The 13,159-nt window shown below is 63.4% G+C and carries 12 protein-coding genes; 4 read left to right on the top strand and 8 right to left on the bottom strand.

The genetic code is table 11. The features are described 5' to 3' along the window. Positions 1-37 precede the first annotated feature (37 nt). A complete protein-coding gene (locus tag FG13_RS10565; protein ID WP_035820688.1) occupies positions 38-745 on the bottom strand; it encodes a hypothetical protein in 708 nt (235 codons plus the stop codon). Between the two features lie 30 nt (positions 746-775). Beyond that, positions 776-1,837 carry an AI-2E family transporter gene (locus FG13_RS10560; RefSeq protein WP_035820686.1) on the bottom strand — a complete coding sequence of 354 codons (1,062 nt, stop codon included), beginning with the start codon at positions 1,835-1,837 and terminating at the stop codon, positions 776-778. A 173-nt stretch (positions 1,838-2,010) separates the two neighbouring features. On the opposite strand from FG13_RS10560, the gene FG13_RS10555 reads away from it, so the two are divergent. Next, the gene (locus FG13_RS10555) at positions 2,011-2,661 is read left to right on the top strand and encodes a flavin reductase family protein (RefSeq protein ID WP_200880269.1); all 651 of its coding nucleotides are present in this window, start codon (positions 2,011-2,013) and stop codon (positions 2,659-2,661) included. Positions 2,662-2,663: 2 nt separating this feature from the next. Here the strand turns inward: FG13_RS10555 and FG13_RS10550 are convergent, their stop codons facing one another. From FG13_RS10550 to FG13_RS10540, 3 genes are read right to left on the bottom strand one after another with little or no spacing between them, the layout of a single operon-like run. Beyond that, complete coding sequence (locus FG13_RS10550) at positions 2,664-3,998, bottom strand: MFS transporter (protein ID WP_081922526.1); 1,335 nt, start codon at positions 3,996-3,998, stop codon at positions 2,664-2,666. 34 nt (positions 3,999-4,032) lie between these two features. Then, complete coding sequence (locus FG13_RS10545; RefSeq protein ID WP_035820681.1) at positions 4,033-4,830, bottom strand: substrate-binding domain-containing protein; 798 nt, start codon at positions 4,828-4,830, stop codon at positions 4,033-4,035. Positions 4,831-4,847: 17 nt separating this feature from the next. Then, entirely contained in the window at positions 4,848-5,939 is a 1,092-nt protein-coding gene (locus FG13_RS10540) for a porin (protein ID WP_035820679.1), read from the bottom strand. A gap of 106 nt (positions 5,940-6,045) precedes the next feature. On the opposite strand from FG13_RS10540, the gene FG13_RS10535 reads away from it, so the two are divergent. Then, positions 6,046-6,960 carry a LysR family transcriptional regulator gene (locus FG13_RS10535; RefSeq protein WP_035820677.1) on the top strand — a complete coding sequence of 305 codons (915 nt, stop codon included), beginning with the start codon at positions 6,046-6,048 and terminating at the stop codon, positions 6,958-6,960. Between the two features lie 8 nt (positions 6,961-6,968). Here FG13_RS10535 and FG13_RS10530 read toward each other — a convergent pair whose 3' ends face one another. Next, entirely contained in the window at positions 6,969-7,811 is an 843-nt protein-coding gene (locus FG13_RS10530; RefSeq protein ID WP_051958883.1) for a helix-turn-helix domain-containing protein, read from the bottom strand. Between the two features lie 56 nt (positions 7,812-7,867). Between FG13_RS10530 and FG13_RS10525 the strand changes: the two genes are divergently transcribed. Beyond that, complete coding sequence (locus tag FG13_RS10525; RefSeq protein WP_235211712.1) at positions 7,868-8,362, top strand: DUF3224 domain-containing protein; 495 nt, start codon at positions 7,868-7,870, stop codon at positions 8,360-8,362. A 73-nt stretch (positions 8,363-8,435) separates the two neighbouring features. Here FG13_RS10525 and FG13_RS10520 read toward each other — a convergent pair whose 3' ends face one another. Beyond that, the gene (locus FG13_RS10520) at positions 8,436-9,395 is read right to left on the bottom strand and encodes an IS110 family transposase (RefSeq protein WP_035820674.1); all 960 of its coding nucleotides are present in this window, start codon (positions 9,393-9,395) and stop codon (positions 8,436-8,438) included. Positions 9,396-9,710: 315 nt separating this feature from the next. Continuing rightward, positions 9,711-11,804 (bottom strand): excinuclease ABC subunit UvrB, encoded by a 2,094-nt coding sequence (uvrB, locus tag FG13_RS10515; protein WP_035820673.1) that lies wholly within the window; start codon positions 11,802-11,804, stop codon positions 9,711-9,713. A gap of 112 nt (positions 11,805-11,916) precedes the next feature. Here uvrB and FG13_RS10510 point away from each other — a divergent pair, with 112 nt between their 5' ends. Then, on the top strand, positions 11,917-13,131 hold the full coding sequence (locus FG13_RS10510) for an amino acid aminotransferase (protein WP_200880268.1): 1,215 nt from the start codon (positions 11,917-11,919) through the stop codon (positions 13,129-13,131). Positions 13,132-13,159 lie beyond the last annotated feature (28 nt).

The raw sequence follows: 13,159 nt of genomic DNA, 5'->3' as shown, positions 1-13,159 counted from the left end.
CGCAGGTTTTATTGGAGGCGCGCTGCATCGACCGCTGTTAAAACCGGATGGGACAAGGCGCCGCCGTCCCTTCGCCGAAACCGGCGTAGCCGGACCGCGCGCTGAGGTTCAGCGACATGCTGCCTTTGTCCGGTAAATAGATGCAGTATTCACCGGTCGCCGTGATGACGCGGTAGATGCGTTTCGGGTCGTTTGGCGCGCTGAACAGCTCAATGCGGGCCGCTTCGAACCACTTCGGCTTGACCGCCGCATGCGCTTCCGCAAATCCTTTTGCCAGGCGCGTCTGCGGCGTATCGGGCGGCGCCACGAACTCCTGCGGATGCTCGGCGCGCAGCTGGCGGTCGATGGCGCCGGCTGCCTGCAGCGCCCGTTGCGCCAGGGGGAGGGCGCCGGTCCTGGGTGCGGCAGGCGCCGGTTCTGCCGGCAGGGCATCGTCTTGCGGCTGGTCCTGCACCGATGCCGTCGCCTTCTTTGGCGGCGACACGCTTGCCGCGCTCGATGGAAGGGCTGGCGCGCGTGCCGGCGCCGGATCGGGCTTGGCGGGGGGAATGAAGCGTTGCATTGGCCGCTGTGGCGGCATCAGCTGCAGCCATATCCGCTCATCGTGCTCGACGCTTGTGTGTGCGGGCCGCGTGGCTACCCAGAACAGCGCCAGGTGCAGCACGATAATCGCGGCGATGTAGCGGCCATGGGAACGCTGGCCGAGAGAAAAATCATGCGCTTGTCCTGCAAGGTCGATGCGCATCTGTTTCCCGCCTGCCCAGGCCGCCACGACTCAATCCTCGGCCTGGAATTCGCTGGCCGAGACGAACAGATCCCACGAGGCAATGAACAGCGCTGCCACCACGGGGCCGATGACGAAACCGTTCAGGCCAAACAGGGCCATGCCGCCCACGGTCGACAGCAGCACCACGTAGTCGGGCATCTTGGTATCCTTGCCGACCAAAATGGGGCGCAGCACGTTGTCGACCAGGCCGATGACGAAGACGCCGAAGGCGGCCAGGCCCGCGCCTTGCCAGATGGCGCCGGTGGCCAGGAAATAGGCGGCCACGGGCGCCCAGACGAGGGCGGCGCCGACGGCCGGCAGCAGCGACAGGAACGCCATCAGCACGGCCCACAGCAGGGGCGCCGGCACGTCGAGGAACCAGAACGCCAGCCCGCCGAGGGCGCCCTGGGCGATCGCCACGAGGATGTTGCCTTTCACGGTGGCGCGGATCACGGTGGTGAAATTGGTGAACAGGCGCTGCTTGTACTTGCGGCTCAATGGCACGGCGCCCTTGATGCGGGCCGACAGGGTCGAACCGTCGCGCATGAGGAAAAACAGCAGGTACAGCATGATGCACAGGCTGGTGAGGAATTCGAAGGTGTACAGGCCCACATTGATGGCTTTCACCGCCACCACCTGGCTCACCTGCGTGGCGCCCTCGGCCAGCTTGTCCTGCAGGCTGGCCAGGCTGGTCAGGTTGAAGCGGTCGAGCAAATTGATCAGCCATTGCGGCAGCACCGCCATGATTTTATCGAAGAACATGGCTACCGTGATTTCGCCCGAACGCACCATTTCCACGACGCTGGCCGCCTGGTTCACGAGCGACACGGAAATGAGCGACAGCGGCAGGATCACGATGACGATGATCAGCAGCAAGGTCAGCAGCGACGCCAGGCCGGCGCGGCCCTTGGTTTTCCGCAGCAGCCAGCGGTACACGGGGGCGAACAGGATCGCCAGGATGACGCCCCAGAAGATGGCGCCCGCATACGGCGCCAGTATCCAGCCGAAGCCGATGGTGACGATGCTCAGGAGGAGCAGGAACACTTTCTGATGCAGCGTGAGGGTAGGCATGGGCGGTAGCGGAATGATAAGGGTTGAGTTGTCCCATCATAAGCGAGGCGTGGTGCTGCGCGCCATACAATTGTCATGATGCGTGCGCGAGCGCGCCTGGCGCCGGCGGGCTGGCAACGCGGTGGCGGCAATTCCAGTAAGCTGTCGCTCCAGGCGTTCCATCCCGGGCGCCCATGACTTCGATTTCAGGAACGCGCGTGGCCGACAACATTCACTTTTATGAACCTGCACAGGGCCATGGCCTGCCGCATGACCCGTTCAACGCCATCGTGGGGCCGCGGCCCATCGGCTGGATCGCCTCGCGCAGCAGCGAGGGCGTGCTCAATCTGGCGCCGTACAGCTTTTTCAACGCCTTCAATTACCATCCGCCGCTGATCGGTTTTTCCAGCATCGGCCGCAAGGATACCTTGCGCAATATCGAACAGACGGGCGAATTCGTGTGGAACCTGGCCACCCGTCCACTGGCCGACGCGATGAATATCAGCTGCGCGCCGGCGCCGCCCGAGGTCGATGAATTCGCGCTGGCCGGCCTGACGCCGGCCGCCTCGCGCATCGTCAAGGTGCCGCGCGTGGCCGAAAGTCCCGTCTCCTTCGAATGCCGGCGCACGCAGATCATCGAGCTGCAAGGCGTCAATGGCGACGGTGTCGGCAGCTGGCTGGTGCTGGGGGAAGTGGTGGGCGTGCACATCGCGCGCCACCTGTTGAGCGATGGCGTGTACGACACGGCGGCCGCCGCACCGATCTTGCGCGGCGGCGGTCCGGCCGATTATTTCGAGATCGGGCCGGACAGCCTGTTCCACATGCGCCGGCCCGCCTGGCCGTAACATCATGCCGGGAGCGGATGGCGCTCTCTGACGATGCCGCGATAGATCAGCCACGTCGCCAGCAGGCTGATGGCGCCGGCGCCGGCCATCCAGTAGCCTGGCGCCGCCTTGTCGCCGGTGCTCTCGATCAGCAAGGTCGATACGAGCGGCGTCATGCCGCCGAACAGCGCCGTGGCCAGGCTGTAGGCCAGCGAAAAGCCCGTCGTCCTGACGCTGGCCGGGATGATTTCCGTCAGCGCGACGATGGTGGCACCGTTGTAGCTGCCGTACAGGAAGGACAGCCACAGCTCCACCATCAGCATGTGGTCGAAGCTGGGATGGGCGACCAGCCAGGACAAGGCCGGATACGCTGTCAATACCGTTAGCGCCGAGCATACGGCCATGATGGGCCAGCGCCCGATACGGTCGGACAGCGCACCCATGACGGGCAGCCAGATGAAGTTCGACAGGCCGATGCACAAGGTGACGAGCAGGCTTTCCTCGGTGCTCAGCTTGAGCACGTTTTTGCCGAAGGTCGGCGTGTAGACGGTGATCAGGTAGAAGGCGACCGTCGTCAGCACGATCAGCATCGTTCCGGTGACCACCAGCGGCCAGTTGAGGGCGATGGTCGCCAGCATCTGCCGGAACGTGGGATGCGATTTGCGCGTCAGGTAGGCCTCGGTCTCCTGCAGCGAACGGCGGATGTAGAACACCACGGGGATGATGGAGCAGCCGATGAAGAACGGAATGCGCCAGCCCCAGTCCGCGATGAATTCCTTGCTCAAGGTTTCGTTGAGATAGTAGCCCAGCGCGGCGGAAAAGATGATGGCCACCTGCTGGCTGGCCGACTGCCAGCTGACGTAGTATCCCTTGTTGCCGGGCGTCGCCATTTCGGACAGGTAGACGGACACGCCGCCCAGTTCCACGCCGGCGGAAAAACCTTGCAGCAAACGCCCGATCAGCACGAGGAACGGCGCCAGCAATCCGATGGTGGCATAGCCGGGCACGAAGGCGATCAGCGCCGTGCCGGAAGCCATGATGGCCAGGGTCAGCACCAGGCCCTTGCGGCGGCCGATGCGGTCGATGTAGCTGCCGAGGATGATGGCGCCCAGCGGACGCATGAAAAATCCCGCGCCGAAGGTGGCGAACGTCATCATCAGGGCCGCGTATTCGCTGGTGGCGGGGAAAAAGGCCTTGGCAATGTACGTGGCGTAAAAGCCGAACAGGAAAAAATCGTACATTTCGATGAAGTTCCCGCTCGTCACCCGGATGACGGTGGCGATGCGCGAGGGCGGGCGCACCTGCGCGCGCGGCGGCGCTGCCTCGGCGATGGGTGCGGCGGTGGAGGGAATGGCCATGATTTACCTATTGATGAAAGATGAGTGACGTCGCCTAGTGCGTAGTTGATCCTGACGCCGGTTCCAGCCCGGTCGCTTCGATCGCGCCCGCATTGGCAGGGGCGGCGAGGAAGCGCAGCAAGGCGCGGCCGGCCTCAAGCTCCTTGCCGCCGGGGACCAGCGCCGCCGAAAACTGCGTCATCTTCTGCACTTCCGGCGGCAGCAGGCCGACGATGTCGATGCCCTCGACCGGCAGCAGCTCGCTGCGCTGCTGGCAGCCGAAATCGGCCTGGCCATGGGCGATGATTTCGCCGACGGGGGTGGCGGGAATTTTTGCGGCCTTGCCCTGCATCTGCTCCGAAATCTGCAGCTTGTTCATCAGCTGCGTCTCGATGTAGACGCCGCTGGCGCTGTCCGAATAGGCGACCTTGCCCGCCTTCAGAAAGGCGCTGCGCAAGCCCTCGGTGGTGCTGATGTCGGGTTTGGCCGCGCCGCGCCGCACGGCGCAGGCAATCGGCGAATTGGCCAGCACCACCTTGCTGCCGGGGACCAGGCGGCCTTCCTGCATCAGCTTGTCGAGCGCGTCGCCGACCATGATGACGACGTCGATCTGCTCGCCGCGCGCCAGGCGCGCCGGGATCGCATTCTTGGTGGTGCCCATCGATGGTCCCCATTCGGAGACCAGATGGTCGCCGCTGGCGCGCTCGTAGGCGGGGGCCAGGTTTTTGTAGGCCTGGGCGAAGCCGCCCGAGCTGACCACGCGGATGTCGGCGGCATGGGCCGCGCCGGCGGCCAGCAGCATGAAGCCGGCCAGTAGGGGGGCGGAGCGCCGCACGAGGGTCTGTTGAAGCATGGTTGTTTCTCCTGTCGTTAAAATTTGTGCATGAGGCCGAGCGTCAGGCCCATGCCTTTGCGGTCGTTGGCCCGCGTTCCCGTGACGCCGGCCGCATCGCCTTGCCACGTGGTGTAGTCCGATTCGAGATACAGGGTCGAGCGCGGCGAGAGCGTTTTTTCCAGGTAGGCGAAAGCGCGCTGGAAGCCGTCGTCGACGTGGCCCGTGGCGCTGCGCCGCACCTTGTAGTAGGCGGTCGTGAGCAGCACGTCCTGCGCCATTTGCCGGCTTACGCCGGCGGACAGCACGCCCTGCCGCACGGATTTGCCGGCGCCCACGTCGGCGCGGTTGACGCCGAGGTTGGCCTTGAACTGCCAGATGTCCACCTTGTAGGCGGCGCCCACGGTGGCGGCGTCGAGGCTGCGGTTGTCGCGATTGCGAAAGCGCATCAGCGCCCCGGAGATGGCCAGCCCCGCCTGCTGGTAGGTCAGGGCGCCGCCCCAGGTCGACAATGGCGACGTGGCGCCCGCCACCTCGCCGAAGGAATAGGCGGCGCGCGCCACCACCGGCCCGAGGCTGGCGCTGGTTTTCACCATGTTGTCGAGCCGGTAGAAGTTGTCGGCATAGCCGCTGCTGCCGTATTGCTGGCCGAACGCATGCCGGCCAAAAGCCGTGTTGCTCAAGCCCGTGATGTTGACGTTCGGATTGAATGAGGCATAGCGGATGCCCAGCGGATCCACCGGCGCGATGGCGTCGGCCAGCAAGGTTGCCTGGCGCCCCAGGGTCACGGAGCCCAGCGGTGACTTGAGGCCCACCCACGCTTGCCGGTCGAACAGCTTGTCGGATTTGGCCGCGCTGCCTGTGTCCAGATTCAGGCCACCCTCCAGACGGTACAGCGCCTGCCAGCCGCCGCCGAGGTCTTCCTGGCCGCGCAGGCCCCAGCGGCTGGTGTTGTTGATGCCGCTGCTGATGGCGGGCGTGGCGCCGCCGGCCGCCGGTGCGTTGGCGGCGGTCAAACCTTTTCCATAACGGATGCCGGCATCCGCGATGCCATACAAAACCGCGCCGCTCTGGCCCAGGCAGGTGCCGCTGGCCGCGAACAATAGCGCGAACGTGGAACAATGTCGCATGGTGTCTCCCTCGGGGTGATGCCTTCTTGGCGAGGCTCAGCATTAAGGCCCCATCATCGTTGAAATGGCATAATTTGATAATTGCAATTTTTCCGGGGATTCATGCATGCAGCGCATCAATTACGAACTTCATGATTTGCAGGCCTTCGTGGCCGTGGCCGAGCGCAACAGCTTTCGCCAGGCCGCGGCCGACCTGTTCCTGTCGCAGCCGGCGCTCAGCCGCCGCATTGAAAAACTCGAAGATGCGCTGGGGGTCAAGCTGTTCGAACGCACCACCCGGCGCGTGCAGCTGACCAATGTGGGGCAGGTGTTTCTGGTGAACGTGCGCGATGCGCTGAACGGCCTCGAGGATGCCGTGCTCGGTGTCGCCGATCTGGCCGCGCACCGCACCGGGACGGTGACGTTCGCCTGCGTGCCATCGGCCGTGTGGCATTTTCTGCCGGACGTGCTCAAGCGCTTCAGCGCGCAGTTTCCAAAAATCCGCGTGCGCGTGCATGACGAAAGCGCGCAGGATGTGCTCAATCTTGTGCTGACGGGCGAGGCGGATTTCGGCATCAGCTTCACGGGCGCGGAAAATCCGGAGATCCATTTCCAGCCCATCTATGTCGAAACCTACGTGCTGGCGATGCGCAACGATCACCGGCTGGCCAAGCGCAAGAAGCTGAGCTGGAAAGATACCGTCGACGAACGCTATATCTCGGTGGCCAAGTCGAGCGGCAACCGCAGCGTGCTCGATGCGGCGCTGGCCGGCGTGGAAAAGCACCCGTGGATCTCGTGCGAGATCAACCACGTGTCAGGTATCTTGGCGCTGGTGGAGTCGGGCCTGGGCGTGGCGGCCGTGCCGGGGCTGTCGATTTTGCCGGAGCGGCAAGGCACGGTGGTCGGCGTGCCGCTCGTCAATCCCGCCGTGAAGCGGACGCTGGGCCTGATCAGCCGGCATCAGCACGCGATGCCGCCCGCCTCGCGCACCCTGTTCGATATGATGAGCGCGAGCATCGGCAAGCAGGGGCGGCGGGGGTGAGCGCAGTGCTAGGCGGCTGCCTCTCGTTGCGAGCGGCGATAGTCGAGCGGCGTGCTGCCCACCAGTTCCGCAAAACTGCGGCTGAAATGGGCCTGGTCAAAAAAGCCCAGTTCCTGCGCCAGGCTGGCCAGGTCGGGCGCATCGGGCTGCGCCAGGCGCCAGATCGCTTCCTGCAGGCGGTAGCGCTGGATCACCCACTTCGGCGGCACGCCCACGTAGTTGGCGAACAGGCGCTGCAGCCGGCGTTCGCCGATGCCCATTTTTTCGCACAGCTGCGCCACGCCCGCCGGGCCATTGCGGGCCGCCGCGGCGGCCGTCAGCCTGGCGGCCAGCAGGGCCGCGTCATCGACTTGCGGCAGCCTTGCCAGCAGCAGCGCCTGTGCCTGTGCCACCATCGCCGTATCGTCGGCTTGCAGCAGCACCAGCGCCTCGGCTTGCGCGGCCGGCATGTCCAGCAGGGCGTCGGCGGCGATGGTCGTATCTGTGAATGACGACAAGGGCTGGCTGATGAACGGGCGCAGGCCGCCCGGCGAAAAACGCACGCCCAGCACCTTGCCCGCTCCGCTCAATGGCCGGTCGAAGGCGCCGCGCACGACGCCATGGATGGCCGTGCGCCCAAGGTTGAACACCAGGTGGGCGTTCGGGTAGGGCAGCACGCGCTGCGTCTGCGGCGCGCAGTCCCGCCTGTCCCATTCGACCACCCAGAAGTAGTCGACGAACGGCGCCAGCGCGCCAGCCGGCGGATAGGTCGCCAGCCGTATGCGGCGCGCCGCCGCCTGCGGGTCGACGATGCCTTTCGGCGCCTGGCCGCGCGCGGCCAGCACATTGCGCATGCTGTCGGCTTTATCCAATATTTGTCTCCTGCGCGGCACTAGGATGGCTCTCTCGCATCGATTGAAAGGGAATCATGAAATCATACAGCTTGCCGGGCCTGGTGCTGGCCGCATGTTGTCTATCGGTGGCGCCGGCCGGCGCCGCCTCGTCTGCAGAAGGAGATCATCGCATGCAAGTGCACGCCACGGGAAGTTTCAGCATCACCATGACGCCAGCCGCAGCGCCCCAGCGCTCGGGGCGCACGACTCTGGGCAAGGTGCTGCTCGACAAAGTGTATGCCGGCGACCTGGTCGCCACGGCCAAAGGCGAGATGCTCAGCGCCGTGACGGACACCAAAGGCGCGGCCGGCTATGTCGCCATGGAAGCCATCACGGGCGAGCTGCAAGGCAGGCAAGGCAGCTTCGTGGCGCAGCATGCGGGCACGATGGCCGACGGCCAGCAGACGCTGTCCATCGTGATCGTGCCCCATTCCGGCACGGGGCAACTGACAGGCATCAGCGGGACGCTGGCCATCCGCATTGAAAACGGCCAGCATTTCTACGACATCGACTATTCGCTGCCGGAGTAGGGCAAACCCATGGGCAGCAATCCTGTACTCGCTGGTGCGGTCAAGGCTTTTCAAGTAGATACTGTTATCCCCGTCAAGCGGCGTGCAAGGTCGGATCAAATATTTTGCCCGACCTGAGCACGCCGAATGCTACATGCACCAGCTTGCGCATCATGGCGCCGATGATCAGTTTCTTTGCCTTGCCAGCAGCACGTAGGCGCTGACCGAAGCGCTTGCCCCAGGCTGTCCGGTGCACGGTCACCATGGCTGGCATGTACAGGGCTTTGCGCAGGAAGCTGTGGCCGACCTTCGACATGCGTGGCTTGCCACGTACGCTGGAGCCTGACTCGTGTTGCCGCGGGTCGAGTCCCGCAAACGCCACGGCTTGCTTGGCGCTGTCGAAGCGTTCGGGATTGGCATAGTAGGACAGCAGCACCGGAATCGACCGCTCGCCCAGACCAGGAATGGTGTCGAGCAGCTCACTCTTGCCGCGTAAATCCGGGTCGTCATTGATATGCCGTTTGATGGCTTGGATCAGCTCCTTGATCTGGCCATCGAGCCAGGTAATGTGATCGACGATGCCTTTGCGCACGGCTTCACGTGCCACATCGAGCCGGTTGCATTCCTGCTGGCGCATGGTCTGCAAGGCTTCCAGGCGCAGCACCATGGCGCGTAGTGCCTGTTCGGCAGGCGACGGTGCCAGCCACGGCTCGGGCTGGCGTTCATGGGCGAAGTCGGCGATCAGCTGCGCGTCGACTTTGTCCGTTTTGGTGCGCACCAGGCGCGAAGCGCCGAAGGCCTTGATCTGCGCCGGGTTGATGACACTGACCAGCATGCCACATCCTGCCAGATATTCGGCCACCTTTTCCCAGTAGGTGCCGGTCGCTTCCATACAGACGCGCGGGCTGCCGGCATCCTGCTTGAGCAGCCATTCGCTGAGTGCGATGAATCCTTTGTGATTGTTTTCTACTACTTTGTTACGGTGTTTTCCGTTAGGCAGGCGCAGCGCGCAGTCGAGCTTCGCCTTGGCAACGTCGATTCCTAAATTAAACATGCTGTGGTCCTCTTGCGATCTACCTTGTGAATGCGGGCTAACCGGCATGCCGGTGCCAAAGATACTGTCCGATCTTGACATTGAGGATGGGTAACTGGTGCGAGATCTACGAAACTGGCTCGAAGCCTAAGGGCGGATACGGCATCCAGTTACCCGGTCTTGATATGCCTACCAAGATTTTGACAGCGGTCGATACCGTTCGCAATATCACGAACGGCATGAAGGGAATAATACAAGGTCGGATTAGCGGCAAGGCCGCGTAATCCGACACCGCGACCAGCGCCAACGATGTTGTCGGATTACGGCCCGCTGGGCCTAATCCGACCTACCCAGTATCGATGTCACATTGTCGGTACCCGGTGCGCCAAACAGCTGCTGCTTGAGGATGTGCAGCTGGTCGCGCACTTGCGCCGCCTTTTCGAACTCCAGGTTCTTGGCGTGGTCGACCATCAGTTTTTCCAAACGCTTGATTTCCTTGCTGACCTGTTTCTCGCTCATGGACTCGAACTTGGCCGCTTCCTGCGCCACTTGCAGGGTTTCGCGCGCTTCCTGCGGGCTGTAGACGCCGTCGATCATTTCGCGGATCGATTTCTTCACTCCGATCGGGATAATGTTGTTGGCCGTATTGAAAGCGATCTGCTTGGCGCGGCGGCGTTCCGTCTCGTCGATGGCGCGGCGCATGGAATCCGTGATGCGGTCGCCGTACAGAATCGCCGTGCCGTTCAGGTTACGCGCGGCGCGGCCGATGGTCTGGATCAGGCTGCGTTCGGAACGCAAAAAGCCTTCCTTGTCCGCGTCGAGGATGGCGACCAAGGAGACTTCCGGCAAGTCCAGGCCCTCGCGCAGCAGGTTGATCCCCACCAGCACGTCAAACGTGCCCAGGCGCAGGTCGCGCAAAATTTCCACGCGCTCGACCGTTTCGATATCGCTGTGCAGGTAACGCACCTTGATGCCATGGTCGCCCAGGTATTCCGTCAATTGCTCGGACATGCGCTTGGTCAAGGTCGTCACCAGCACGCGCTCGTCCTTCTTGATGCGCTCGACGATTTCCGACATCAGATCGTCCACCTGGCTGCTGGCCGGGCGCACGATGATCTGCGGGTCGACCAGGCCCGTGGGACGCACGACCTGTTCGACCACCTGGTCGGAATGCGTCTTTTCGTATTCGGCCGGCGTGGCCGAGACGAACACGGTCTGGCGCATCTTCTGCTCGAATTCCTCGAATTTCAAGGGACGGTTGTCGAGCGCCGACGGCAGGCGGAAGCCATAGTCGACCAGGTTCGTCTTGCGCGAACGGTCGCCGTTGTACATGGCGCTCAGCTGGCCCGTCAGCACGTGCGACTCGTCGAGGAACATCAAGGCGTCGGGCGGTAAATAATCGACCAGGGTCGGCGGCGGTTCGCCCGGCAGCGCGCCGGACAGGTGGCGCGAGTAGTTCTCGATACCCTTGGTAAAACCGATTTCGGCCATCATTTCCAGGTCGAAGCGCGTGCGCTGTTCCAGCCGCTGCTCTTCGATCAGCTTATTCTCCTTGCGGAAGAACTCGAGGCGCTCGCGCAGCTCGTCCTTGATGGTTTCCACGGCGCGCAGCACGGTGGAGCGGGGCGTCACATAGTGCGAACCCGGATACACGGTGAAGCGGGGGATTTTCTGGCGCACTCTGCCCGTCAGCGGGTCGAACAGCTGGATCGATTCGATCTCGTCGTCGAACATTTCCAGGCGCACGGCCAGTTCCGCATGCTCGGCGGGGAAGATGTCGATGGTATCGCCGCGCACGCGGAAGGTGCCGCGGCCGAAATCGACTTCGTTGCGCGTGTACTGCATCTGGATCAGGCGCGCGATGACGTCGCGCTGGGCGACCCTGTCTTTGACGCGCAACGTCAGGATCATCTGGTGGTATTCGTTCGGGTTACCGATACCGTAGATGGCCGAGACGGTGGCGACGATGATGACGTCGCGCCGTTCCATCAGCGACTTGGTGCACGACAGGCGCATCTGCTCGATATGCTCGTTGATCGACGAGTCCTTTTCGATGAACAGGTCGCGTTGCGGCACGTAGGCTTCGGGCTGGTAGTAATCGTAGTAGCTGACGAAGTATTCGACCGCGTTTTGCGGGAAAAAGTCGCGGAACTCGCTGTACAGCTGCGCCGCTAGCGTCTTGTTCGGCGCGAAGACGATGGCGGGCCGGCCCATGCGCGCGATGACGTTGGCCATGGTGTAGGTCTTGCCCGAGCCGGTCACGCCCAGCAGGGTCTGGAAGGCCAGTCCGTCGGCGATCCCCTCGGATAACTGGTCGATCGCCGTGGGCTGATCGCCGGCCGGAGGGAAGGGCTGGTGCAGCTTGAAGGGGGAGTCCGGGAAAGAGATAATTGCGCTTTCCGCCTCGCTGGCGGTAGATAATTCGGGCATGTGAATCAGACCTTTGTTAGAATAGTGCTCTGCTGGCGGCCCTGGCGTTGTATTTTGGGGCGCTGTCTACAACTCCGCTGTGAACCTGCTTCCAATCGAATCCAATCTTATCATGACGAACCCAACTGTTTCTGCCAGTCTGTTTAGCGCCATCGAGATGGCCCCACGCGACCCGATCCTGGGCATCACCGAAGCATTTAACGCGGACCAGAATCCCGCCAAAATCAATCTGGGCGTTGGCGTCTATTATGACGACAACGGTAAAGTGCCTCTGTTAGCTTGCGTACGCAAGGCGGAAGCCATCCTGATCGAACAGGCGGCGCCACGCACCTATCTGCCGATCGAAGGCCTCGCTGCCTACGACAAGGCTGTGCAAGAACTCGTATTTGGCGCCGACAGCGCCGTAATTCAAGAGCGCCGCGCCGTCACCGTGCAAGCCATCGGCGGCACGGGTGCACTGAAGATCGGTGCCGACTTCCTGCAGCGCTTCGCGCCGGGCGCGCAAGTCTACATCAGCGACCCAAGCTGGGAAAACCACCGCGCGCTGTTTGAAAACGCCGGTTTTGTCGTGAATAACTACGCCTACTACGATGCCGCCACCCATGGCGTGAACTTCGACGGCATGCTGGCCAGCCTGAACGCCATGCCAGCCGGCTCCATCGTCGTGCTGCACGCCTGCTGCCACAACCCGACCGGCGCCGACCTGAGCGTGGCCCAGTGGGATCAGATCATCAGCGTCGTGACCTCGCGCGGCCTGGTGCCGTTCCTGGACATGGCGTATCAAGGCTTCGCCAACGGCATCGCCGAAGACGGCGCCGTGGTGCGCCGCTTCGCCGACGCGGGCGGCCCGCTGCTGGTATCGAACTCGTTTTCGAAATCGTTCTCGCTGTACGGCGAGCGCGTGGGCGCCCTGAGCGTCGTCGCATCGAGCGCCGATGAAGCGGCACGCCTGCTGTCGCAGCTGAAGCGCGTCGTGCGCACCAACTACTCGAACCCGCCTACACATGGCGGCAAGGTGGTCGCCACCGTTCTGGCCACGCCGGAACTGCGCCAGCTGTGGGAAGAGGAACTGGCCGGCATGCGCGTGCGCATCCGCGAAATGCGCAATGCCTTCGTGGAAAAGCTGAAAGCCAAGGCGCCAGCCCACGACTTCGAATTCGTGCGCCAGCAAATCGGCATGTTCTCGTACTCGGGCCTCACCAAGGAACAGGTGGCGTCCTTGCGCGAGCAATCGATTTACGCCGTCGACACGGGCCGTATCTGCGTGGCAGCATTGAATTCGCGCAATATCGACATCGTCATTGACGCGATCGCCAAAGTACTTTAATATCTTGCTTCTTCGGCGCTGCATGCAA

Source organism: Janthinobacterium sp. RA13, assembly GCF_000745325.1.
Classification (GTDB): domain Bacteria; phylum Pseudomonadota; class Gammaproteobacteria; order Burkholderiales; family Burkholderiaceae_D; genus Janthinobacterium; species Janthinobacterium rivuli.
The sequence above is the reverse complement of the archived record's forward strand: the minus strand, read 5'-3'. Positions and strand labels throughout refer to the sequence as shown.